Consider the following 23,535-nt stretch of genomic DNA (forward strand, 5'->3'; position numbering starts at 1 on the left):
GCACCAAGCGAACTAGACCCCATTGAGAACAGCATTGCGGCAGGCCCCACAGGCTCCTGAGGGAACCGCCGCGAGAAAGGTGAGCCGGTTGTCATGACGATGACTGACCCGATCGCAGACTTCTTGACGCGTCTGCGCAACGCCAACTCGGCGTATCACGACGAGGTGACGCTGCCCCACAGCAAGATCAAGGCGAACATCGCCGAGATCCTCAAGGCCGAGGGCTACATCACCGACTTCCACACCGAGGACGCCCGCGTGGGCAAGTCCCTGGTGGTTCAGCTCAAGTACGGCCCGAGCCGTGAGCGCAGCATCGCGGGCCTGCGCCGGGTGTCCAAGCCCGGCCTGCGGGTGTACGCGAAGTCGACCAATCTGCCGCGGGTGCTGGGTGGCCTGGGCGTGGCGATCATCTCCACGTCCTCCGGTCTGCTCACCGACCGTCAGGCGCAACGACAGGGCGTGGGCGGCGAAGTCCTCGCGTACGTCTGGTAGCGGGATAGGGGAGTAGAGACCATGTCGCGCATTGGCAAGCAACCGGTCCCGGTGCCCACCGGGGTCGACGTCACGATCGACGGCCAGAACGTGTCGGTGAAGGGGCCCAAGGGCACCCTGGAACTGGCCGTGGCCGAGCCGATCTCGGTGACCCGCAACGACGACGGCGCCATCGTGGTGGCCCGTCCGGACGACGAGCGGCGCAACCGCTCGCTGCACGGGTTGTCCCGCACGCTGGTGGCCAACCTCATCACGGGTGTCACCGAGGGCTACACCACCAAGATGGAGATCTTCGGCGTCGGTTACCGCGTCGTGCTCAAGGGCAACAGCCTCGAGTTCGCGCTCGGCTACAGCCACCCCGTGGTGATCACGGCGCCCGAGGGCATCACGTTCGCGGTGGAGACGCCCACCAAGTTCTCGATCACCGGTATCGACAAGCAGAAGGTCGGTCAGATCTCGGCGAACATCCGCCGCCTGCGCCGCCCCGACCCGTACAAGGGCAAGGGCGTTCGCTACGAAGGCGAGCAGATCCGCCGCAAGGTCGGAAAGACAGGTAAGTAGAAATGCCCGCTACTGGAGCAAGCACGACGACCGACAAGCGCAAGCCCGTCGGTCAGAACATCTCCGAGACCCGTCGGACCTCGCGCCTCCGCCGCCACGCGCGGCTGCGCAAGAAGGTCGCCGGCACCACGGAGACCCCGCGCCTGGTGGTCAACCGCTCCTCGCGGCACATCCACGTCCAGCTGGTCGACGACTCGCAGGGCGTCACCGTCGCGGCGGCCTCGTCCATCGAGGCCGACGTGCGTGCCGTCGAGGGCGACAAGAAGGCCCAGAGCGTCCGCGTCGGTCAGCTGATCGCCGAGCGCGCCAAGGCCGCCGGCATCGAGACCGTGGTGTTCGACCGCGGCGGCTACACCTACGGCGGCCGCATCGCCGCGCTGGCCGACGCCGCGCGTGAAGGCGGGCTGAAGTTCTAATGACGATCAACGAGAGGACTGCATGATGGCCGAGCAGGCTGGCGCCGCTCCGGCGCAGGACAATCGCGGCGGCGGTCGCGGAGACCGCGACGGTCGGGGTCGTCGTGACGACCGCGGTGGCCGTAGCGGCCGCGACGGCGGCGACAAGAGCAACTACCTGGAACGCGTCGTCACGATCAACCGCGTCTCCAAGGTCGTCAAGGGTGGTCGGCGCTTCAGCTTCACCGCCCTGGTGATCGTCGGTGACGGCAACGGCATGGTCGGCGTCGGCTACGGCAAGGCCAAGGAAGTCCCGGCCGCCATCGCCAAGGGCGTCGAGGAGGCCCGCAAGGGCTTCTTCCGCGTGCCGCTGATCGGCGGGACCATCGTCCACCCGGTGCAGGGCGAGGCCGCTGCGGGCGTCGTCATGCTCCGCCCGGCGAGCCCCGGTACCGGCGTCATCGCCGGTGGTGCGGCGCGTGCGGTGCTGGAGTGCGCCGGCGTGCACGACATCCTGGCCAAGTCGCTGGGCAGCGACAACGCGATCAACGTGGTGCACGCCACCGTGGCCGCGCTGAAGCAGATCCAGCGTCCCGAGGAGGTGGCGGCCCGTCGCGGCCTGCCCATCGAGGACGTCGCCCCCGCCGGCATGCTCCGTGCACGCCGCGAGGCCGAGACGGTGGCCGCGGCCGCCGCACGTGAAGGAAGCGCATAGTCATGGCCGAACTCAAGATCACCCAGGTGCGCAGCACCGTCGGTGCGCGCTGGAAGCAGCGTGAGAGCCTGCGCAGCCTCGGACTGAAGAAGATCCGTCAGTCCGTGGTCCGCGAGGACAACCCGCAGACGCGCGGACTCATCAAGTCCGTGCACCACCTCATCGAGGTCGAGGAGGTCGCCCAGTGAGCGTCATCAAGTTGCACGACCTGAAGCCCGCCCCCGGTTCGAAGACCGCCAAGACCCGCGTCGGACGCGGTGAGGGCTCCAAGGGCAAGACCGCCGGTCGCGGCACCAAGGGCACCGGCGCCCGCAAGAACGTCCCGGTGGGCTTCGAGGGCGGCCAGATGCCGATCCACATGCGCCTGCCGAAGCTCAAGGGCTTCCGCAACCGGTTCCGCACCGAGTACGAGGTCGTCAACGTCGGCGACATCGGCAAGCTGTTCCCGCAGGGCGGCACGGTCGGCATCGACGAGCTGGTGGCTGCCGGCGCCGTGCGCAAGAACACGCTGGTGAAGGTCCTCGGCGACGGCAAGCTGTCCGTCAAGGTCGACGTCACCGCGCACAAGTTCAGCGGTAGCGCCCGCGAGAAGATCACCGCCGCAGGCGGCTCCGCCACCGAAGCCTGATTGGCGGCTCCGCCACCGAAGCCTGATTGGCGACGCTTCAAGCACTACCGAGAATGCCCCCGGCGACATCGCCGGGGGCATTCTCGTATCCGGGGCGACGAATCGCTTCCAGGGAGCGCAGCTGGAGCATCGGTAGGCTCGCGGCATGCTCAGCCTGCTGTCCGGCGTCCCCGGCATCGACGACCTCCGCGCGCTGGCGCGCAAGGCGGACACCGCCCGCCACCACGGCGTCCCCAAGGGGTGCGTGCTCGAATTCGACCTGCAGGCCGTGCCGAACGAGACCGGCGGCTTCGACCCCATGGCACTGCTGTCCGGCGGCCGCCCGCTGCTGCTGCGCGAGGCCGTGGCGGCCCTGCACCGCGCCGCCGACGACGACCGCGTCGCCGGCCTGATCGCCCGGATCCAGCTTCCGGCCGCGGCGGCGGGACCGGTGCAGGAACTGCGCGCGGCCGTCGCCGCGTTCAGCGCGGTCAAGCCGTCGCTCGCCTGGGCCGAGACCTACCCCGGCACCAAGTCCTACTACCTGGCCTCGGCGTTCTCCGAGGTGTGGATGCAGCCGTCGGGCACCGTCGGTCTCGTCGGCTTCGCCACCAACGCGCTGTTCCTGCGCGACGCCCTCGACAAGGCCGGCGTGCAGGCGCAGTTCGTGGCGCGCGGGGAGTACAAGTCCGCCGCCAACCTGTTCACCCAGGACGCCTACACCGATGCGCACCGCGAGGCCGACACCCGGCTCATCGAGAGCCTGCACGGCCAGGTCCTCGCCGCGGTCGCCGCCTCGCGCGGGCTCGCGCCGGACGCGGTCGACGCGCTCGCCGACCGGGCCCCGCTGCTACGCGACGCCGCCGTCGAGGGCCGCCTGGTCGACCGCATCGGCTTCCGCGACGAGGCCTACGGCCGCATCGCCGAGCTGGCGTCTCCCGGATCGGCCGAACCCGGAGACGGCGACTCGGGTGCCGACGTGCCGCCCCGGCTCTTCCTCGCCCGCTACGCCAGGGCGCAGGGACCGACGCCGCCCAGCCTGCCCGGAAGGGCGGGCAAGCCCACCATCGCCGTCGTGACGTTGCACGGACCGATCGTCAGCGGCCGCGGCGGCCCGCAGCTGTCGCCGCTCGGCACGTCCAGCGCGGGCGGCGACACCATCGCCGCCGCGTTGCGGCAGGCCGGCGCCGACGACGCGGTGGCCGCGGTCGTCCTCCGGGTCGACAGCCCCGGTGGCGCCGTCACCGGCTCGGAGACGGTGTGGCGGGAGGTGGCGCGGTTGACGGCCGCCGGCACCCCGGTGGTCGCGTCGATGGGCGCCGTCGCCGCGTCCGGCGGCTACTACGTGTCGATGGCCGCCGACGAGATCGTCGCCAACCCCGGGACCATCACGGGATCGATCGGGGTGGTGACCGGCAAGCTCGTCGCGCGCGACCTCAAGCGGCGTCTCGGCGTCGGGTCGGATGCGGTGCGCACGAACGCCAATGCCGATGCCTGGTCGATCGATGCGCCGTTCACCGACGAGCAGCAGGCGCACGTCGAGGCAGAGGCCGACCTCTTCTACACCGACTTCGTCGAGCGGGTGGCCGCCGGGCGCGGCATGACGGTCGAAGCCGTCGACGCGGTCGCCCGGGGCCGGGTGTGGACCGGCGCCGACGCCCTCGAACACGGGCTGGTCGACCAGCTCGGTGGCCTGCGCACCGCCGTCGACCGGGCGAAGGCGCTCGCCGGGATCGACGCCAATGCGGACGTCAAGCTCACGTACCTGCCCGGCTCGTCGGTGCTGGACGTCCTGCGGCCCAAGGCGTCCTCGCAGCCGGCGGCGGCGTCGCTGTCCGTCGCCGTCGGCGCCCTGCTCGGCCGTACCGTGGCCGGCGTCGTCAACCAGGCCGAGCGGTCACTGTCCGGCACGACGGCGCTGTGGCTGGGCGACGTGCGCTCCTAGCCGTAGGGGTTTCCCCGATTCCTCGCCCGGGCCGGGCCGCATAGTGTCGTGAACACGAGTCGTGGCGTCCGCCGGGGGGACGAGCGCCACAAGGAGTGAGTGTCGACGAACACGGCACTGCCGGACCTCGGCTCGCACGTGGGGGAGTAGCGAGCCGAGGTCCGCCTTGCGTTCGGGGGTCAGCCCAGTCGGGCGCGTACGTAGCTCAGATCACCGAACGCCGCGCTCATTGCGTCGTCGGGGAAGTCGAAGCCATTCGCCTCGTGGGCGTCGCGGGCCGCGGCCGCGGTGACCGTCCAGCCCTTGCCGGTGAGGTAGTCGATGACGTTGTGCCGGTCACCGTGGTACACCAGGTCGCCCATCTCGATGTCCGAGCCCATCTCCTTCATCCGGTCGGTCAGCGCCTTCGCGCGGTCGCCGAGGAAGGCGTCGATGTCGGGCACGTACTCGGTGGCCAGGCTGCTCCCGGGTGCGGAGAGTTCGGTGATGAGGTCGAACAACCGGTCCTGCGCGTCCGACGGCAGATAGATGAGCAGGCCCTCGGCGCTCCACGCCGTCGGCTGCGACGGGTCGAACCCGGCCTCGCGCAGGGCGGCCGGCCAGTCCTCGCGCAGGTCGATCGCCACGGTGCGATGCGTGGCGGTGGGAGAGGCGCCGAGCCCTTCGAGCGTCGCGGTCTTGAACGCGATCACCTCCGGCTGGTCCACCTCGTAGACCGTCGTGCCGGCCGGCCAGGCGAGCCGGTAGCCGCGGGCGTCCAACCCGGCGGCGAGGATCACGGCCTGGCGCACCCCGGAGGCCGCGGCGTCGAGGAACATCTGGTCGAACCACCGAGTGCGGACCGCCATGCCCTCGGCGGCGCGCCGTACCGTGAATGCCGGGTCGAGGTCGGCGAAGTCGACGTCGCCGTCGAGCATGCGGACGAAGAAGTCCGCCCCGACGGCGCGGACCAGCGGTTCGGCCCACGGGTCGTCGATCATGCCCTCGCGGTGCCCGAGTGCGCGCTGCGCGGCGACCATCGTCGCGGTCGCGCCGACGCTCGAGGCGAGGTCCCAGCTGTCACCTTCGGTACGTGCCATGGCGTGCTCCGTTCTAGTCCAGTGTCGCGGTCAGGTAGCCGGAGTTCGCACCGAGCGACTCCAGTTCGTCGGTGGGCTGGTCGAAGCCGTTGCGCGCGAACGCGTCCCGGCCGGTGAGGATGTCGGTGCGCCAGCCCTTGCCCTCGAGGTAATCGGCGGCGCCGTGGCGCTCGCCGAGGTAGAACAGCTCTGCGAGATTGATCTGCGAGCCGAGGCGGCGGGACCGTTCGGTGAGCTGTTCGGCCCAGTCGTCGGGCAGGCCGGTCATGTCCATGTGCTCGGTGGCGAGCCGGCTGCCGGGCGCCGACAGCGCGGTGATCTCGTCGAACAGCCGGTCCTGCGCCTCGGGCGGCAGGTACACTAGCAGTCCCTCGGCGATCCAGGCGGTGGGGGCGGACGGATCTAAGCCGGCCGCGCGCAGCGCCGCGGGCCAGTCCTCGCGCAGGTCGATGGCGACGGTGCTGCGCTCGGCGGTCGGCTCGGCACCGAGATCGGCCAGCGTGCGGGTCTTGAACTCGATGACCTCCGGCTGGTCGATCTCGTACACCGTGGTGCCCGCCGGCCAGGGCAGCCGGTAGGCGCGGGTGTCCAGACCGGAGGCCAGGATCACGGCCTGCCGGACGCCGTCGCGCGCGGCGTTGACGAAGAAGTCGTCGAAGAAGCGGGTGCGCACGGTGATCTGCTCGGTGACGGTGCGGTGGCTGAAGCCTGAGTCGGCATCGGTGGCCTGCAGGACGTCGCCGTCGATGAGGGCGATGAAGTGCTCGACGCCGACGGCGCGCACCAGCGGCTCGGCCCAGGGGTCGGCCAGCAGCGGGTCCGGTCCCTTCGAGGCGACGGCACGCGAGGCGGCGACGGCGGTCGCGGTGGCTCCCACGCTGGACGCCAGGTCCCAGCTGTCCCCGTCGTGTCGTGCGGTGTCGTGTCGTGCGGTGTCGGTCATGACGCTCCTTGGTCCTTGATGGCGGTGATGGCGACGGAGCCGCGCATGGTGTTCAGAACGTCGGCGTCCGTCCAGGCGCGGCCGTAGTGGGCGAAGACCTCCGGTCGCGTGCGGCCGGACACCGACCACCCCAGATCGGTGAGGTAGTCGGCGACCGGGTGGCGGTCACCGGAGTAGACGAGGCCGGAGAGGTCCACGTCGAAGCCGTGCTCGCGCCAGCGCTCGTTCATCTCCTTGGCGCGGTCGGCGAGGATGGCGCCGCCGTCGGGGTGGTACTCGGTGGCGAGCCGGCTGCCCGGCGCGGACAGCTCGGTGACGAGGTCGAAGAGCCGGTCCTGCGCGTCGGGCGGAAGGTAGATGAGCAGTCCCTCGGCGCTCCAGGCGGTGGGGACGGACGCGTCGAACCCGGCGGCGCGCAGGGCGGCGGGCCAGTCGTCGCGCAGGTCGACGGCGACGGTCCGGCGGTCGCACGTCGGAGTGGCCCCGATGTCGGCCATGGTCGCCGACTTGGCGTCGATCACTCGGGGCTGGTCGAGTTCGAAGACCGTGGTGGGCTCGTCCCACGGCAGCCGGTAGGCGCGGGAGTCGAGGCCGGACGCCAGGATGACGGCCTGCCGGACGCCCGCGCGCGACGCGTCGAGGAAGAAGTCGTCGAAGAAGCGGGTGCGCACCGCCATCACGTCGGTGATGAGCCGCGCCGCACCGCCGTCGTCCTCGCCGGCGGGGACCCTGCCGTCGATCAGCCGGGTGAAGAAGTCGTTGCCGACTGCGCGCACCAGCGGCTCGGCATAGGGATCGGTGATCAGGGCGTCGGGTTCGCGCGACGCGAGCGCCCGTGCTGCGGCCACCATGGTGGCCGTGGCGCCGACGCTCGAGGCGAGGTCCCAGCTGTCGTCGTCCTGGCGCATCGCACCGACCCCCGATCGATTAGTTAGCTGCTTTAACGACTAGTGCCGACTGTACGCCCCGAAACTGAACGTTGGCTGACTCCGGGCCGAGCGGCGTCGTGCGGGTGGGCCGAGTAGGGGTGGTCTGTTGGTGAGTCGATCACTGTTACTCTCGTAGACTGTTTGACGCGCGACTTCGCAGGCCCGTGAGCCGGTGACAGGAACGCGCAGGACGTGACCCCACAGCGCTGGTCGGACCAGCCCGTTTAGCACGCCGCGCTCGACCCGGCTGCGCAGGAGGAAGAGTGCTCTCGGCTTTCATCTCGTCGCTGCGGACGGCCGACCTCAGACGCAAGATCCTCTTCACCCTCGGCATCGTCATCCTCTACCGGGCCGGGGCCTCGCTGCCCTCCCCGGGGGTGAACTACCCCAACGTGCAGAAGTGCATCGAGCAGGTCAGCGGCGGTGATTCCGCCCAGATCTACTCGCTGATCAACCTCTTCTCCGGTGGCGCGCTGCTGCAGCTGTCGGTCTTCGCGGTCGGCGTGATGCCCTACATCACCGCGAGCATCATCGTGCAGCTGCTCACCGTGGTCATCCCGCGCTTCGAACAGTTGCGCAAGGAAGGCCAATCCGGCCAGGCCAAGATGACGCAGTACACCCGCTACCTGGCGATCGCGCTCGCCGTCCTGCAGGGCACCTCGATCGTGGCGCTGGCCGCCAACGGCGGCCTGCTGCAGGGCTGCACGCTGGACATCATTCAGGACTCCGGCATCTTCACCCTCGTCGTCATCGTCCTGGTGCTGACCGCGGGCGCGGCGCTGGTCATGTGGATGGGCGAGCTGGTCACGGAGCGTGGCATCGGCAACGGCATGTCGCTGCTGATCTTCGCCGGCATCGCGGCCCGCATCCCGGCCGAGGGCCAGACCATCCTCGAGGGCCGTGGCGGCGTCGTCTTCACCCTCGTCTGCGTCGCGGCGCTGATCATCATCGTCGGGGTGGTCTTCGTCGAGCAGGGCCAGCGCCGCATCCCGGTGCAGTACGCCAAGCGCATGGTGGGCCGCAAGATGTACGGCGGCACGTCCACCTACCTGCCGCTGAAGGTCAACCAGGCCGGCGTCATCCCGGTCATCTTCGCCTCGTCGCTGATCTACGTGCCGCAGTTGGTCACCCAGCTGATCCGCAGCGGCAGCACCGACCCCGGCAACGGGTGGTGGGACAAGTTCGTCGCGAACTACCTGACCAACCCCGCCAGCCCGGTGTACATCGCGATCTACTTCGGCCTCATCGTGTTCTTCACGTACTTCTACGTGTCGATCACCTTCAACCCCGATGAGCGCGCCGACGAGATGAAGAAGTTCGGTGGCTTCATCCCCGGCATCCGCCCCGGCAAGCCCACCGCCGACTACCTGCGCTACGTCCTGTCCCGCATCACGCTTCCGGGCTCGATCTACCTCGGCGTCATCGCCGTGCTCCCGAACCTGTTCCTCGAGCTGGGCAACTCGGGCTCGATCCAGAACCTGCCGTTCGGTGGCACCGCGGTCCTGATCATGATCGGCGTCGGCCTCGACACGGTGAAGCAGATCGAGAGTCAGCTGATGCAGCGCAACTACGAAGGCTTCTTGAAGTGAGAGAGAGTTGGGGACGTTGAGAATCGTTTTGCTGGGGCCGCCGGGGGCGGGCAAGGGCACGCAGGCCGAGAAGCTCGCCGAGAAGCTGGGCATCCCGCACATCTCCACCGGTGACCTCTTCCGCCACAACATCAGCAACGAGACCGAGCTGGGTCTCGAGGCCAAGAAGTACCTCGACGCCGGTGACCTGGTCCCCGCGACGCTGACCAACGCGCTGGTCGACGACCGGCTCGACGACGACGACGCCGGTGCGGGCTTCATCCTCGACGGCTACCCGCGCTCCGTGGAGCAGGCCGAGGCGCTCGCCGAGATGCTCGCCAAGCGCAACCTGTCCCTCGACGCGGTGGTCGAGTTCCGCGTCTCCGAGGACGAGCTGCTGAACCGGCTGAAGTCGCGTGGCCGCGCCGACGACACCGAGGACGTCATCCTCAACCGCATGAAGGTCTACCGCCAGGAGACCGCGCCGCTGCTCGACTTCTACTCCGACGAGCTGAAGACCGTGGACGCCATCGGCAGCCTCGACGAGGTGTTCGCGCGCACCCTGCAGGCGCTCGGGCGCTGACGTGATCGGCCTGCCCGGGCTGCGTGGGCGCAAGGTCGTCCCGCAGCGCACTCCCGGTGAACTCGACGCCATGGCGGTGGCCGGGGCGCTGGTGGCCGCGGCCCTTCGGGCGGTCCGAGCGGCCGCCGTGCCCGGCGCGTCGACGCTCGACCTCGACCGGGTCGCCGAAGCGGTGATCCGGGACGGCGGCGGCGTGCCGTCGTTCTTGGGCTACCACGGCTACCCGGGGTCGATCTGCTCGTCGGTCAACGACCGCGTCGTGCACGGCATCCCCACCGCCGACGAGGTCCTCGCGGCCGGCGACCTGGTCTCCATCGACTGTGGCGCCATCGTGGACGGCTGGCACGGCGACTCGGCGTTCACCTTCGGCGTCGGCACGCTGATCGACGCCGACGCCAACCTGTCCGAGGCCACCCGGCTGTCGATGGAGGCGGGCATCGCGGCGATGGTGCCCGGCAACCGGCTGACCGACGTCTCGCACGCCATCGAGAACGGCACGCACGACGCGGAGCAGCGCCACGGCCGCAGCTACGGCATCGTCGCGGGCTACGGCGGCCACGGCATCGGCCGCGAGATGCACATGGATCCGTTCCTGCCGAACGAGGGCGCCCCCGGCCGCGGCCCGTACCTCGCACCCGGGTCGGTGCTCGCCATCGAACCGATGCTCACCCTCGGCACGTCGCGCACCCGGGTGCTCGACGACGACTGGACCGTCGTCACCACTGACGGCTCCCGCGCCGCGCACTGGGAGCACACCGTCGCCGTCACCGACGACGGCCCGCGCATCCTCACCCTCTGACGACGTCCCGTGCGGTAGGACTAGGCGTGCCCACCAACGATCCGCCGGCCAAGCCGGACCCGGTCGCGCTGGCGCGGGCCAACTGGGAGCGCGCCGGCTGGGCCGACGTCGCCGACGGCATGGTCGCGGTGACCTCGGTGATGCGGGCCCATCAGATTCTGCTTGCCCGCGTGGAGAACGCGCTGCGACCGTACGATCTGAGCTTCTCCCGCTTCGAGCTGCTGCGGCTGCTGGCGTTCACGCGGTCCGGGGCCCTGCCGATCACCAAGGCGTCCGACCGACTGCAGGTGCACGTCACCAGCGTCACCCACGCGATCCGCCGGCTCGAGGCCGACGGCCTGGTCGAGCGGACGCCGCATCCCACCGACGGCCGGACGACGCTGGTGCGGCTGACCGACCTGGGCCGCTCGACCGTCGAGGACGCCACCGCGACGCTCAACGCCGAGGTCTTCGCCGACATCGGCATCCCCGACGCGTCGTCGCGCACGCTGGCCGCCGCCATCGAGGCGCTGCGCCACCACGCCGGTGACTTCTAGCCCTCGTCCTCCTAGCCCGGAGACGGCAGGGGAATCGTGGCGGTCACCGTGGTGCCGGCGCCGGGCCGGGAGCGGATGTTGAGCCTCCCGCCGACGATCTCGGCGCGTTCGGCCATCGACAGCAGCCCGTAGCCGCCCATCTCGTCACCGCCGAGCGGGTTGGCGAAGGTATCGAAGCCGACGCCGTTGTCGACGATCTCCAACCGCGCGACCGCCGGCGCATCGCCGGCCGCCACGGCGAACACCAGCCGGGCGTGCGACGCACCCGAGTGCTTCACGACGTTCTGCAGGCACTCCTGCGCGATGCGGTACAGCGCCAGCTCGACGTGGTCGGGCAGCCGGGTCTCGGCGACGTCGACCTCGACGGCCACCTGCGGGATGGACCGCGCCAGGCTGGCCAGCCCGCCGGCGAGGCCGAGGTCGTCGAGCACCGGCGGGCGCAGGCCGCTGATCGCCGCGCGTGCCTCGCCGAGCGTCAGGGCCACCAGCTCACGGGCCAGCGTCAGCTGCTCGGCGGCTGCGGGGAGGTCGCGGATCTCGTCGCTCATGGCGCGGGCGGCCGCGTCGAGGCGGTAGGACAGCGTGACGAGCCGCTGGCTGATGCCGTCGTGGATGTCGCCGGCCAACCGGCGCCGCTCGAGTTCCTGGGCCTCGATGACCTGCTCGACGAAGTTCTCGTGCGCCCGTTCCCGGGCGACGAGCTGCCGGTGCAGGCGGGCCTGGTGCATCGCACCGGCGATGAGCCGGCCGATGACCAGCAGCAGCTCCACGTCGCGCGCGGCGAACTCGCGGCGGGCCACGGTGTGCACGTTCAGCACGCCCACCAGCCCGCCGGGGTCGGTCTCCATCGGCACCGACACCATCGAGGTGAAGTCCGAGCCGCGCAGGGACTCGAACGGCCGGTATCGCGGATCGGACTCCTTGTCGGCGATGATCACCACCGGCTCGCGGTGGCTGGCCACCCACCCGGACACGCCCTCGCCCAGCGGCAGCCGGATCTTGCCGGCTTGCTCGTCGAACGGCGGCGTGGCGCCGGTCAGCGTGAGCGAGCGCTCGGTGTCGTCGAGGACGTGCACGAAGCACACGTCGGTCGCGGTCGCCGCGGTGATCATCCGCGCGGCGGCCGCGGCGAGCGGCTCCACGCCCGGCCCGCTCGACGCGGCCCGGATCAGCTCGCGCAGCAGCGCCAGTTCGCGGTCGGCGGTGAGCACCTCACCATGCACACCGGTCACTGGAAGATCCCCTCGCGCAGCGCCGTGGCGGCGGCGCCCGTGCGGTCGGCGACGCCGAGCTTGCGGTAGATCGACCGCAGATGGGTCTTCACGGTCTCGTCGCCGATCACCAGCTTGGTGGCGATGCCCTTGTTCGACAGGCCGTTCACCACGCAGGACAGGATCTCGCTCTCGCGCTGGGTGAGACCGTGACGGGCACCGGGCCAGAACTCGTCGCGCTGCAGGCGGGCCGCGGTGTCCACCGCGCGGGCCGCCATGCCGGGGTCGATGGCCGTCTCGCCGCGGTGGACGAGTTCGAGCTGGCGGACCAGGTCGTCGCTGCCGATGCTCTTCAGCAGATAGCCCGACGCGCCGACGCGCAGCGCCTGGAAGAGGTACTGCTCGTCGTCGTAGACCGAGAGCATGACGACCTTGCGGCCGGGGTTGCGGCCGCGCAGTTCGGCGCACAGGTCGAGCCCGCTGGCGCCCTGCATGCGCACGTCGCACAGCACGATGTCGGGGTCGACGTCGTCGACGACGCGCAGGGCCCGTTCGGCGCCGACGGCCTGCCCCACGACCTCCACGCGGTCGGCGAACGTCGTCAGCATCGCCTTGAGGCCCTCGATGACCATCTCGTGGTCGTCGACCAGCATGAGCCGGACCGGGGCGGACGCCATGCGATCACCCTATGGCCGCGACCACCGCCTCCGGTTCAAGATGGCGCCGGTCGGGGGGGATGGATCCACCGTCGGAATCCCCCGGATGGGGGAGGCCCGCCGGTGTGACGTACGCCACTGTGGGCGCATGGGGAGTGACTGTGCGACGCGGACGTTCTGGTGGGACGCCGGACGGCCCGCGGGTGCGGCGGCGAATGACCTCGGCGCGGTGGTGTTCGACCTCGACGGCGCGCTCGCAGACATCGAGCGTGACGGGCAGCGGGTGGCCTTCAACGCGGCGTTCGCGGCGCACGGACTCGACATCGTCTGGTCGGTGGCCGAGTACGGCCGGCTGGTCTGCATTGCCGACGAAGGACGTCGCGTCGCCTCGGCGCTGCGCCGCCGCGGCTACGGGCGGATCAGCGCCGAGATCGCCGCGCACGTCTCCCGCACCAAGAGCGAACTCTTCGAGGCGTCGGTGCTCGGCGGTGACGTCACCCCGCGCGCGGGCCTCGAGGACCTCGTCAACAGCCTGTACTTCGCCCAGATCCCGGTCGCGGTGATCAGCCGCGGTGCACGGTCGTGGGTGGAGCCGCTGGTGCGCCAGCTGCTCGGTGACGGCATCGCCGACACCGTCGTCACGCCCGACGACATGACCCGCCCCGGTCCCGAACCCGACCTGCACGGCCAGATGCTGTCCGAACTCGGGCTGGCGCCGGAGAGCGTGCTCGCGGTGGCCGGCACCGCGGTCGGCTTCCGCGCCGCCCGTGCCGCGAAGCTCGCCACCATGGTGGTGACCACCGGCTACTCTCGCGGCGCCGACTACGCCGGCGCCGCCGACGTGCGCACCGGCTACGACGGCCTGCTCGCCGCGGACTGTCAGTGGCTGCACCGCCGCTGGCAGACCAACCGCTGAGGGTCAGTTACCGCGGATCGCCTCGATGACGGCGCTGAAGTCCTTGTCCGCGTGGTCCTTGGCGAACGCCGCGTAGATCTCGGCGGCGTGCGTGCCGAGCGGCGCGGACGATCCGCTGGAGGCGACGGCGTCCATCGCGAGCCCGAGGTCCTTGTGCATGAGCGCGGTGGCGAACCCGGGCCGGAAGTCGTTGTTGGCCGGCGACGTCGGGACCGGTCCGGGCACCGGGCAGTTGGTGTGCACGGCCCAGCAGTTGCCGGTGGCGCCGGTGATCACGTCGAACAGCGACTGCGCGGGCAGGCCCAACTTCTCGGCGAGGACGAATGCCTCGCCGATCGCGATCTGTTGCACGGCCAGCACCATGTTGTTGCACAGCTTGGCGGCCTGGCCCGCTCCGGACGCGCCGCAGTGGATCACCTTGCCCGCCATGGGGTCCAGCACCGGGCGGGCGCGCTCGACCGAGGATGCCTGGCCGCCGACCATGAACGCCAGCGTGCCGGCGGTGGCGCCCTTGATGCCGCCGGACACCGGGGCGTCGATCTGCTCGACCCCGGCCGCGGTCGCGTCGGCGTTGATGGCGCGGGCGTCGTCGACCGAGATCGTCGAGGTGTCGATGAACAGTGCGCCGGCCGTCGCGGCGGGCAGCACGTCGGCGTAGCAGCGTTTCACGATGTCGCCGTTGGGCAGCGACGTGATCACCACGTCGGCGCCGGTGACCGCCTCGGTGCCGGCGTCGAACGCGGTGACGCCCTTCTCGCGGGCGGCGTCCCGAGACGCCGCCACCGGGTCGAAGCCGCGGACGGTGTGGCCCGCGGCGACGAGGTTGGCCGCCATGGGCCCGCCCATGTTGCCCAGACCGAGGAAGGCGATGGTCGACATGTCTGTACTCCCGTCTAGGACGCCCGGGCCCGGGCGGCAGCGCTGCGGCCGATGACGACGCGCATGATCTCGTTGGTGCCCTCGAGGATCCGGTGCACCCGCAGGTCGCGGACGATCTTCTCCAGGCCGTACTCGTCGAGGTAGCCGTAACCGCCGTGCAGCTGCAGCGCCTGGTCGGCGACGGTGAAGCACGCGTCGGTGACGTAGCGCTTGGCCATCGCACACAGTTCGACCTTGTCCGGATGGTCCTCGTCGAGCGCCGTCGCCGCGCGCCACAACAGGTTTCGCGACGTCTCCAGCGCGGTCGCCATGTCGGCGAGGGCGAACCGGATCGTGGGCTCGTCGAGCAGTGCACCGCCGAACGCGACGCGGTCGCGCAGGTAGCTCAGCGTCTTGTCGTAGGCGGCCTGTGCTCCGCCGAGCGAGCACGCCGCGATGTTGATCCGGCCGCCGTTGAGGCCGTTCATCGCGATGCCGAAGCCGCTGCCCGCCCCGTCGGGGCCGCCGAGCATGGCGTCGGCGGGGATGCGGGCACCGTCGAGGATCACCTGTGCGGTGGGTTGGGCGTTCCAGCCCATCTTGGCCTCGTTGGGGCCGAAACTCAGCCCCGGCGTGCCCTTTTCGACGATGAACGCCGAGATCCCGCGCGGGCCGCTTTCCGGCTCGCCGGTGCGGGCCATGACGACGTAGACGTCGGACACGCCCGCGCCGGAGATGAACTGCTTCACGCCGTCGAGCACCCAGTGGTCGCCGTCGCGGACCGCACGGGTCCGCAGCGCGCTCGCGTCCGACCCGGCGCCCGGTTCGGTGAGGCAGTAGCTCGCGATCGACTCCATCGACGCGAGTCGGGGGACCAGCGACTTCCGTTGCTCGGCAGTGCCGTAACGGTCCACCATCCACGTGCACATGTTGTGGATGGACAGGAACGCCGCCACCGTCGGATCGGCGTAGGACAGTGCCTCGAAGATGCGCACGCCGTCGAGGCGACGCAGGCCGCTGCCGCCGACGTCCTCGGCGCAGTAGACCGCGGCCATGCCCAGTTCCGCCGAGGCGCGCAACACGTCGGTCGGGAAGTGCTTGGTGGCGTCCCATTCCAGGGCATGCGGTGCAATGCGCTTGGCGGCGAAGTCCGCCGCCGTCTCGGCGATGACGCGTTCGTCGTCATCGAGTCCGTGCAGGTTCACGCGCGGGCTACTTCATGGTGGGGATCGAGAACTCGGCCCCGTCCTTGATGCCCGACGGCCAGCGCGAGGTCACCGTCTTGGTCTTGGTGTAGAACTGGATCGACGCGGGGCCGTGCTGGTTGAGGTCGCCGAAGCCGGACCGCTTCCAGCCGCCGAAGGTGTGGTACGCCACCGGAACCGGGATCGGCACGTTGACGCCGACCATGCCCACCTGGACGTTGGCCACGAAGTCGCGGGCGGCGTCGCCGTCGCGGGTGAAGATCGCCACGCCGTTGCCGTACTCGTGCCGAGACGGCAGCGCCAGGGCCTCCTCGTAGTCCTTCGCCCGCACGATGCACAGCACCGGGCCGAAGATCTCGTCGGTGTAGATGCTCATATCGGTGGTGACGTGGTCGAACAGCGTGGGCCCGATGAAGTAGCCGCCCTCGAGGCTCGCGTCACCGAACTGGAGGTCGTCGCTACCGCGGGTGCGCCCGTCGACCACGATGTCCGCCCCCGCCTCGACGCCGGCGTCGATGTAGCTGCGGACGCGCTGCAGTGCGGCCTCGGTGACCAGCGGACCGTAGATGGCCTTGGGGTCCAGGCTGTGGCCGACGCGCAGCTCGGCGACGCGCTCGGCGAGCCGGGCGCGCAGACGGTTCGCGGTCTCCTCGCCGACCGGGACGGCGACGCTGATGGCCATGCACCGCTCGCCGGCGCTGCCGTAGCCGGCGCCGATGAGGGCGTCCACGGCCTGGTCGAGGTCGGCGTCCGGCATGATGATCATGTGGTTCTTCGCGCCGCCGAAGCACTGCGAACGCTTGCCGTTGGCCGCCGCCGTCGCGTAGATGTACTGCGCGATGTCGGAGCTGCCGACGAATCCGACGGCCTGGATCTCGGGATGCTCCAGGATGGCGTCGACGGCCTCCTTGTCGCCCTGCACCACCTGGAAGACGCCCTTGGGCAGACCGGCCTCGAGGAACAGTTCGGCGAGCCGCACCGGCACCGACGGGTCGCGCTCGGACGGCTTGAGGATGAAGGCGTTGCCGCACGCCAGCGCCGGACCGGCCTTCCACAGCGGGATCATGGCCGGGAAGTTGAACGGCGTGATGCCGGCGACGACGCCGAGCGGCTGGCGCAGCGAGTACACGTCGATCCCGGTGCCGGCGCCTTCGGTGTACTCGCCCTTGAGCAGGTGCGGGATGCCGATGGCGAACTCGATGACCTCGACGCCGCGCTGGATGTCGCCCAGGGAGTCCTCGAACGTCTTGCCGTGCTCCAGGGACAGCAGTTCGGCGAGTTCGTCGCGGTGCTGGTTCACCAGGTCGACGAAGCGCATCATCACCCGGGCGCGCCGCTGCGGGTTCCAGGCCGCCCACTCCTTCTGCGCGACGGCGGCGCCGGCCACCGCCGCGTCGACGTCGGCGCGGCTGCCCAGGACCACCTGGGCCTGGACCTCGCCGGTGCTCGGGTTGAACACGTCGGCGGTGCGGTCCGACGAGCCCGCGGTGCGCTGGCCGTCGATGAAGTGCGGGATCTGCGTGGTCATGATGGGCCCCTCTCGGCGAATACTAGGAAATCCTAGTAATTGGCCGCACGCGTCCGCAAGGGTTCTGCTACCAGACGCGCACCCAGTCGATGAGCATCGTCGCGGGGTACGTACCGCCGCTGGGATCCCCGCCGCCCGAGCCCGCGACCGCGAGATCCAGGACGGGCGACAGCGTGAAGCCGGGATCGTTGAACTGCCAGTCCGGCAGCGCGTGCGCGGCGACGGTGAAGTAGGGCTGCGCGCCGTCGACGTAGTCGCGCCAGAACCGCATGCCGGCCTCGTCCCAGGTGACGCGCCAGGTGTGCCAGGCGTCGTCCACCGAGATGGTCTGGCTGACGTGCTCGCCGCCGTTGAGCTTCGCGTGCACGGCGGTGCCCGGCGCCCAGCTGCCGTTGCCGTACCACTCCATGACGTCGACCTCGCCGCCGTTGACGGGGTTGTCGTTGGACAGGTACCACGCGGGCCAACTGCCGGGGGTGAGGCAGTCGAGCTTGATCCGCGCTTCCCAGGTGTGCCCGATGCCGCCGTAGAAGGTGCTGAACACCTTGCCGCTGTAGAACGTGTCCCCGTCCTTCGCGGCGCGGAAGACGAGGTGGGAGTTGCCGTCGACGTAGACGTTGCGGCGGTCGTCGCGGTACTGGCCGACGCGGCCCGGCTGCTCCCAAAAGGTGGGGTCCTGCATCGACTCCCTGGCCTTCGCGACGAGCCACTTCGACGGATCGGGAGCCGAGCCGGCCGGACCGTCGAACTCGTCGGCGAACAGGTACTTCGGCGGTGCTGCCAGCGACCGCGGCGCGGTGGCCAGTCCCGCGGCGGCGACGAGCCCCGCCCCGGTCAACGACAGCAGGTCACGGCGATTGAGAGAGCCCACGACCTCTCATGCAAGACCGATCGCCGTTCGCGCGCAACCGGATTCGCCGCTGCCGTGTCACGGGACCGCGCCACCAACGGTCGCCGCGGGCCGTGGAACAGCGCCGATGGCTCCGCGCTGTGAATCTGCTGGGAATTCGCGCGCTACCCGCGCGGCGTCAGACCCAGCGGACCGGCCAGCTCGCTCAGCGTCGGCAGCAGCGCGTCCTCGCCGCCGAGCACCTGCACGGCCACGTGGTCGGCGCCCGCGTCGAGGTGCTCGGTGAGACGTGCCGCGATCGCCTCGGCCGTGCCGTGCGCCACCACGGCGTCGATCAGCTTGTCGCTGCCGGGCTTGTTCACGTCGTCGTCGGTGAACCCGAGCCGCTTCCAGTTGTTCACGTAGTTGCTCAGGTTCAGGTAGAAGTCGACGGTGTCGCGGCCGACCTTGCGGGCCTGCTCGACGTCGGTACTCAGGACCACCTTGTGCTCCGGGGCGAGGAACACGGTGTTGCCGAGCAGGTTTCGCGCCTGTCCGGTGTGCTCGGGCGTGGTCAGGTACGGGTGCGCGCCCGCGCTGCGGCGCGCGGACAGTTCCAGCACCTTGTGGCCCAGCGCGGCGAGCACCCGCCGGCTCGTCGGCACCTTGGCGGCGTCGAGGGCGTCCAGGTATTCGACGAGCACGTCGTAGGGCTTGCGGTACTCCTCGGTGTGCTCGGGGTGTCCGATGCCCACGCCCAGCAGGAACCTGCCGGGGTGGGCGTCCTCGACGCGGTGGTAGGACTCGGCCACCTCGCCGGCTTCGGCGGTCCACACGTTCACGATGCCGGTAGCCACCTGCAGCGACTCGGTGGCCTCCAGCAGCGGCTCCACGAAGTTCAGGTCACCGGCCGGTGAGCCGCCGACCCAGAGCGCGCCGTACCCCAGCTTCTCGATCTCGGCGGCCTGCTCGGGCGTCGGGGCCCCGAACGTCCAGACGCCGACGCGGCCGAGGTCGGGCTTGAGGGACACGGATTCGGTCACGGTGCAGTCCTCCTGGGTCAGCGGAGCCCGAGCGGTCCGGCGAGTTCCGTCAGCGCGGGCACGAGGTGGTCGGGTCCAGTCAACACCTGCACGGGCACGTGGTCGGCGCCGGCGTCGAGGTGCGCCCGCAGCCGGGCCGCGATCTCGTCGGTGGTGCCGTAGGCGATCACGGCGTCGAGCAGCGCGTCGCTGCCGGGTTTGGCGACGTCGGCGTCGGTGAAGCCGAGCCGCTTCCAGTTGTTCAGGTAGTTCGCGAGGTCGAGGTACACGGCCAGCGCCTTGCGGCCAATGGCGCGGGCCTGCTCGGCGTCGGTGGTCAACACCACCTTGTGCTCGGGCGCGATGAACGCGTCGGGGCCGACGAGGTCGCGCGCCGACGCGGTGTGCTCCGGGGTGGTGAGGTACGGGTGGGCGCCGGCGCTGCGCCGGGCGGCCAGCTTGAGCACCTGCGGGCCGAGCGCGGCGACCACCACGCGATCGGCGGGTACGTCGTGCTGCCCGAGCTGGTCGAGGTAGTCGACGAGCGCGTCGTAGGGCTTCTTGTACTCGGTGTGCGCCTCGGGGTGGCCAACGCCGATGCCGAGGATGAAGCGGCCCGGGTAGGTGGCCTCGAGGCGGTGGAACGACTCGGCGACCGGGCCGGCGGCCGCGGTCCAGATGTTGACGATGCCCGTGGCCACCGCGATGGTCTCGGTGACCTCGAGGATGGGGTCTACCCAGTCGAGTTCGGCGGGCGGCGACCCGCCGGCCCAGATGGCGCCGTAGCCGAGCGCCTCGATGTCGCGGAGCTGCTGCGGACTCAGGGTGCGGAACTGCTCGTAGTGACCGAAGACGCCGAACGGGCCGAGGCTGGGTTTCGTCATGTCCGGGTCAACCCCCGCCGCAGCGGGGGGTATTCCGTTCCGCTCGTCGAGAGCGGGACTATTCCGTTCCCGCGGCGGCCAGCTCGCCCGGCGTCGGCGTCACCGGCGCGGGTGCCTGCAGCGGCAGCGTCACGATGAACCGGGTGTCGCCGGGCGTGCTCTGCACGCGCATGTTGCCGTTGTGCTTCTCCACCACGATCCGCCAGGCCAGGTCGAGCCCGAGCCCGGTGCCCTTGCCGAAGGGCTTGGTGGTGAAGAACGGCGTGAAGATGCGGTCGATGATGTCCTCGGAGATGCCGGGCCCGTCGTCGCAGATCTCGACGCGCACCATCTCGTCGTTCTCCCGCGAGGTGCGGATGGTCAGCGTGCCGTGGCCGTCCATCGCCTGGATCGCATTGTCGATGAGGTTGGTCCACACCTGGTTGAGATCGCCCGGGTAGCAGAGCAATTCGGGCAGCGTCTTGTCGAGGTCCTTGACGATCGTGACGGGCCGGCCCTTGCCCTGGTGGCCGATGGTGTCACCGAACATCATGATCGTGCTGCGCAGCAGCTCGTGCACGTTGGCGCTCTGGTAGGCGCCGCGGTCCATCTGGGAGTACTGCTTGGCGTCGGCGAGCAGCGCCGAGATGCGCTTGCTGGCCTCGGCGATCTCGTTCATCCGCAGCTCGGTGTCGATGGTGTACTTCAGCCAGCCGAGCGCGCCCTGCAGCGAGGCGGTGGCGTCGACCTCGTCGACCGAGGCGAGGATGCGCTCCAGCCAGTCGGTGTCCAGGCCGGCCTCGACGAAGGTCGGCGCGTAGTCCCACGCGCCGATGATGTCGTGATCCTCCAGCCAGTCGCCGATGGCGTCCTCGCGGTCGGAGGACTCCAGCGCCGACAGCTCGACGGTCTTGTACTTGGCGACCTGCTCGGCGACCTCGTCCTGAATGCTCACCAGCACCCGCAGCGCCTCGGGACTGAACTTCCCGTCGGCCAGCATGGCGAGCTTGTGCCGCATCTTGCCGACCGTCTCACGCAGGTCGGCGGTCGCGCGGGCGGTGGCCGCGGCCGGATTGTTGAGCTGGTGGGTGAGACCCGCGGTGATGGTGCCCAGCGCCAGCAGCTTCTCGCGCTGGCCGATGATCTGGCTCTGCCGGCGGCCGCCCACCATGTGGCCCTCGAGCAGGTGCACGGCCATCGGGAACTGCGAGCGCATGAACTGCGCGAAGGCGTCCGCGTCGAGCACGAAGAAGCGCGACGGCTTCGTCAGCCGCACCGACGCCTGATAGGTGTGCTCCTCGCCGGGGACGTAGGCCGACCACGCGCCGCAGTAGACGCCGCGCTGCGAGGTCCGGTTGGTCTGGATGTCGACGCCGCCCGACCGCTTGGTCATGATCAGCTCACCGTCGAGCATCACGTAGAAACACGTCGCCGGATCGCCCTCGGTGCACAGCGGACCCTCGGGGAAGGTCTCGATGCCGCCGTCGGCGCACAGCATGTCGAGCTGCTCGTCGCTCAGGTGCTCGAAGAGAAACAGCGTGCGGAGCTCGTCGCGTACGCACTGCTCGCCCATGGTCGTCCTCTCGAGTCCCTCGTCAGGCTTCCGCCAGGTAGCGGTGCACCAGCATCACTGCCATCGATCCCTCGCCGACCGCGGCCGCCACGCGCTTGGCGGACTCCGATCGCACGTCTCCCGCCACGAACACCCCGGGGACGCTCGTCTCGAGGTGGTGCGGCGGACGGTCCAGCGTCCATCCGACCTTGTCGCGCAGATCCGGCCCCGACAGGATGAAGCCGTAATCGTCGCGGGCTATTCCCGCCTCCTCGAGCCAGTCCGTGCGCGGCTGTGCGCCGATGAAGCAGCACATCCGGTCGCAGCTGACCTTTTCGCTCTCGCCGGTCTGCTTGTTGTTCAACAACAGTCCGGTCAAGTGGCCATCCTCGCCGCAGACTTCAGTCACCTCAGTGCAGTTTCGAATTCGTATATTCGGCATCTGCTCGATCTGTTGAATCAAGTAGTAAGACATCGAGTCCTCGATGCGCGGACCACGACAGAGGATTGTCACCGACTTGGCTTTCTCCGCCATCTTCATGGCCGCTTGACCGGCAGAATTAGCGGCGCCGACGATGTAAACGTCCTCGCCCTCGCACTCCGAGGGGTCGGATACCGACGCGCCGTAGTAGACGCCTCGGCCGACGTAATTCACCTCATCGAGTTGACGGCACCCGCTCACAGGAAGTTCGCGGTACTCGACACCAGTCGCCAATATGATCGCTCGAGCGCCGATCGTGCTGTGATCTTCGAACTTGATGGTGCGCGCGGCCCCAACCTCACCCGCATTGAGACGGATCGCCTCGCGAGTAGTTATCACTTCGGCGCCAAATCGTTCGGCCTGCCGGCGAGCAGTCAGCGTAAGTGCAGTCCCCGAGACACCGTTCTCAAATCCGAGGTAGTTCTCGATGCGGGAGCTTCTGCCCGCCTGCCCACCGGTGGTGGCGCGTTCGATAAGCACCGTCTTCAAACCCTCAGAAGCTCCATACACGGCGGCGGCCAGACCGGCCGGGCCACCGCCGATGACGGCCAAGTCGTACATCTCCAACGATGGTTCGGTTGACAAGCCGAGCAGTTCGGCCAATTGAGGATCGGTTGGTTCTACGAGTTTCTCGCCCTTCTCGGTGATGACGACGGGCAGGTGAAGGCCGTCGAGGCCGGCAGCGTCTAGCAGTTGCCGTCCCTTCGGTTCATCTGCGGCTAACGCTTTGAACGGGTAACCATTGCGCGCCAGGAATTGGCGCACTTCCCAGGACCTCGGGTTCCAGCGGTGCCCGATGACCTTCGTGTACGGCATGCCGCGGTCGCCGATGGCGCGCCACTCCTCGAGGAGTCCGTCGATCACCGGGTAGAGCTTCTCCTCCGGCGGGTCCCACGGCTTGAGCAGATAGTGGTCGAGGTCGACGACGTTGATGGCGTCGATCGCGGCGTGGGTGTCGGCGTAGGCGGTGAGCAGCACCCGCCGCGCGAGCGGGAACACGTCCATCGCCTTCTCGAGGAACTCGATGCCGCTCATCTGCGGCATGCGGTAGTCGGCGACGAACACCGCGACGGTGTCACCGCGCAGCTTGAGTTCCTTGAGCGTGTCGAGCGCGTCGGCGCCGGACTCCGCGCGCACGATGCGGTACCGCTCGCCGTAGTGCCGACGCAGGTCGCGCGCGACGGCACGGGACACCGCGGGATCGTCGTCGACGGTGAGGATCGCAGGCCGACGGGGCTGGTGTTCAGGTCCGCTCATCACGT

The 23,535-nt window shown here is 70.0% G+C and carries 25 protein-coding genes; 12 read left to right on the forward strand and 13 right to left on the reverse strand.

Annotation, left to right across the window (positions count from 1 at the left end; genetic code table 11):
• Nucleotides 1-93: 93 nt before the first annotated feature.
• The 7 genes from rpsH (at nt 94) to sppA (ending at nt 4,715) form a co-directional block, all read left to right on the forward strand.
• Complete coding sequence (rpsH, locus tag FZ046_RS11515; RefSeq protein WP_070352520.1) at nt 94-492, forward strand: 30S ribosomal protein S8; 399 nt, start codon at nt 94-96, stop codon at nt 490-492.
• Between the two features lie 21 nt (nt 493-513).
• Nucleotides 514-1,053: a 50S ribosomal protein L6 gene (rplF, locus tag FZ046_RS11520; protein WP_070352519.1), complete on the forward strand. Its 540-nt coding sequence runs from the start codon at nt 514-516 to the stop codon at nt 1,051-1,053.
• Between the two features lie 2 nt (nt 1,054-1,055).
• On the forward strand, nt 1,056-1,469 hold the full coding sequence (rplR, locus tag FZ046_RS11525; RefSeq protein ID WP_070352518.1) for a 50S ribosomal protein L18: 414 nt from the start codon (nt 1,056-1,058) through the stop codon (nt 1,467-1,469).
• Nucleotides 1,470-1,494: 25 nt separating this feature from the next.
• Nucleotides 1,495-2,163 (forward strand): 30S ribosomal protein S5, encoded by a 669-nt coding sequence (gene rpsE, locus FZ046_RS11530; RefSeq protein WP_170292427.1) that lies wholly within the window; start codon nt 1,495-1,497, stop codon nt 2,161-2,163.
• A gap of 2 nt (nt 2,164-2,165) precedes the next feature.
• A complete protein-coding gene (gene rpmD, locus FZ046_RS11535) occupies nt 2,166-2,351 on the forward strand; it encodes a 50S ribosomal protein L30 (RefSeq protein ID WP_070352516.1) in 186 nt (61 codons plus the stop codon).
• Nucleotides 2,348-2,791, forward strand: a complete 444-nt coding sequence (gene rplO / locus FZ046_RS11540) for a 50S ribosomal protein L15 (RefSeq protein WP_070352515.1) — start codon at nt 2,348-2,350, stop codon at nt 2,789-2,791. The genes rpmD and rplO overlap by 4 nt, the downstream gene beginning before the upstream one ends.
• A gap of 145 nt (nt 2,792-2,936) precedes the next feature.
• A complete protein-coding gene (gene sppA, locus FZ046_RS11545; RefSeq protein WP_070352514.1) occupies nt 2,937-4,715 on the forward strand; it encodes a signal peptide peptidase SppA in 1,779 nt (592 codons plus the stop codon).
• A 179-nt stretch (nt 4,716-4,894) separates the two neighbouring features.
• Here the strand turns inward: sppA and FZ046_RS11550 are convergent, their stop codons facing one another.
• Genes FZ046_RS11550 through FZ046_RS11560 form a run of 3 tightly spaced genes read right to left on the reverse strand, consistent with a single transcriptional unit; the run spans nt 4,895 to nt 7,645 of the window.
• Complete coding sequence (locus tag FZ046_RS11550; RefSeq protein WP_070352513.1) at nt 4,895-5,794, reverse strand: SAM-dependent methyltransferase; 900 nt, start codon at nt 5,792-5,794, stop codon at nt 4,895-4,897.
• Between the two features lie 13 nt (nt 5,795-5,807).
• A complete protein-coding gene (locus tag FZ046_RS11555; protein WP_070352512.1) occupies nt 5,808-6,737 on the reverse strand; it encodes an SAM-dependent methyltransferase in 930 nt (309 codons plus the stop codon).
• Nucleotides 6,734-7,645, reverse strand: coding sequence for a class I SAM-dependent methyltransferase (locus tag FZ046_RS11560; protein WP_070352511.1), 912 nt, complete (start codon nt 7,643-7,645; stop codon nt 6,734-6,736). The genes FZ046_RS11555 and FZ046_RS11560 overlap by 4 nt, the downstream gene beginning before the upstream one ends.
• A gap of 284 nt (nt 7,646-7,929) precedes the next feature.
• On the opposite strand from FZ046_RS11560, the gene secY reads away from it, so the two are divergent.
• From secY to FZ046_RS11580, 4 genes are read left to right on the forward strand one after another with little or no spacing between them, the layout of a single operon-like run.
• The gene (secY, locus tag FZ046_RS11565; protein WP_070352510.1) at nt 7,930-9,255 is read left to right on the forward strand and encodes a preprotein translocase subunit SecY; all 1,326 of its coding nucleotides are present in this window, start codon (nt 7,930-7,932) and stop codon (nt 9,253-9,255) included.
• Between the two features lie 16 nt (nt 9,256-9,271).
• Nucleotides 9,272-9,817 (forward strand): adenylate kinase, encoded by a 546-nt coding sequence (locus FZ046_RS11570; RefSeq protein WP_070352509.1) that lies wholly within the window; start codon nt 9,272-9,274, stop codon nt 9,815-9,817.
• A gap of 1 nt (nt 9,818) precedes the next feature.
• A complete protein-coding gene (map, locus tag FZ046_RS11575) occupies nt 9,819-10,616 on the forward strand; it encodes a type I methionyl aminopeptidase (protein ID WP_070352508.1) in 798 nt (265 codons plus the stop codon).
• A gap of 26 nt (nt 10,617-10,642) precedes the next feature.
• Entirely contained in the window at nt 10,643-11,152 is a 510-nt protein-coding gene (locus FZ046_RS11580; protein ID WP_070352507.1) for a MarR family transcriptional regulator, read from the forward strand.
• 11 nt (nt 11,153-11,163) lie between these two features.
• Here FZ046_RS11580 and FZ046_RS11585 read toward each other — a convergent pair whose 3' ends face one another.
• Together FZ046_RS11585 and FZ046_RS11590 are read right to left on the reverse strand one after the other, a co-directional pair.
• On the reverse strand, nt 11,164-12,384 hold the full coding sequence (locus tag FZ046_RS11585) for a GAF domain-containing sensor histidine kinase (RefSeq protein WP_407664460.1): 1,221 nt from the start codon (nt 12,382-12,384) through the stop codon (nt 11,164-11,166).
• Nucleotides 12,381-13,040 (reverse strand): response regulator, encoded by a 660-nt coding sequence (locus FZ046_RS11590; protein ID WP_070352506.1) that lies wholly within the window; start codon nt 13,038-13,040, stop codon nt 12,381-12,383. Before FZ046_RS11590 ends, FZ046_RS11585 begins: the two co-directional genes overlap by 4 nt.
• Before the next feature lie 127 nt (nt 13,041-13,167).
• On the opposite strand from FZ046_RS11590, the gene FZ046_RS11595 reads away from it, so the two are divergent.
• Nucleotides 13,168-13,935 carry an HAD family hydrolase gene (locus FZ046_RS11595; RefSeq protein ID WP_070352505.1) on the forward strand — a complete coding sequence of 256 codons (768 nt, stop codon included), beginning with the start codon at nt 13,168-13,170 and terminating at the stop codon, nt 13,933-13,935.
• Between the two features lie 3 nt (nt 13,936-13,938).
• Here FZ046_RS11595 and mmsB read toward each other — a convergent pair whose 3' ends face one another.
• The 8 genes from mmsB to FZ046_RS11635 all read right to left on the reverse strand — a co-directional run bounded on the left by mmsB (nt 13,939) and on the right by FZ046_RS11635 (nt 23,530).
• Entirely contained in the window at nt 13,939-14,814 is an 876-nt protein-coding gene (gene mmsB / locus FZ046_RS11600) for a 3-hydroxyisobutyrate dehydrogenase (protein ID WP_070352504.1), read from the reverse strand.
• Between the two features lie 14 nt (nt 14,815-14,828).
• A complete protein-coding gene (locus tag FZ046_RS11605) occupies nt 14,829-15,998 on the reverse strand; it encodes an acyl-CoA dehydrogenase family protein (protein WP_070352503.1) in 1,170 nt (389 codons plus the stop codon).
• A gap of 7 nt (nt 15,999-16,005) precedes the next feature.
• On the reverse strand, nt 16,006-17,526 hold the full coding sequence (locus FZ046_RS11610; protein ID WP_070352502.1) for a CoA-acylating methylmalonate-semialdehyde dehydrogenase: 1,521 nt from the start codon (nt 17,524-17,526) through the stop codon (nt 16,006-16,008).
• Between the two features lie 67 nt (nt 17,527-17,593).
• Entirely contained in the window at nt 17,594-18,397 is an 804-nt protein-coding gene (locus FZ046_RS11615; RefSeq protein ID WP_070352501.1) for a glycoside hydrolase family 16 protein, read from the reverse strand.
• A 143-nt stretch (nt 18,398-18,540) separates the two neighbouring features.
• Nucleotides 18,541-19,398, reverse strand: coding sequence for an LLM class F420-dependent oxidoreductase (locus FZ046_RS11620; protein ID WP_070352500.1), 858 nt, complete (start codon nt 19,396-19,398; stop codon nt 18,541-18,543).
• Nucleotides 19,399-19,415: 17 nt separating this feature from the next.
• Nucleotides 19,416-20,261 (reverse strand): LLM class F420-dependent oxidoreductase, encoded by an 846-nt coding sequence (locus FZ046_RS11625; RefSeq protein ID WP_070352499.1) that lies wholly within the window; start codon nt 20,259-20,261, stop codon nt 19,416-19,418.
• 58 nt (nt 20,262-20,319) lie between these two features.
• Complete coding sequence (locus FZ046_RS11630) at nt 20,320-21,813, reverse strand: ATP-binding protein (RefSeq protein ID WP_070352498.1); 1,494 nt, start codon at nt 21,811-21,813, stop codon at nt 20,320-20,322.
• Between the two features lie 22 nt (nt 21,814-21,835).
• Nucleotides 21,836-23,530 carry a response regulator gene (locus FZ046_RS11635; RefSeq protein ID WP_070352497.1) on the reverse strand — a complete coding sequence of 565 codons (1,695 nt, stop codon included), beginning with the start codon at nt 23,528-23,530 and terminating at the stop codon, nt 21,836-21,838.
• Nucleotides 23,531-23,535: the final 5 nt, after the last annotated feature.

The sequence above is a fragment of the Mycolicibacterium grossiae genome (assembly GCF_008329645.1).
In the GTDB taxonomy this organism is placed as follows: Bacteria; Actinomycetota; Actinomycetes; order Mycobacteriales; family Mycobacteriaceae; genus Mycobacterium; species Mycobacterium grossiae.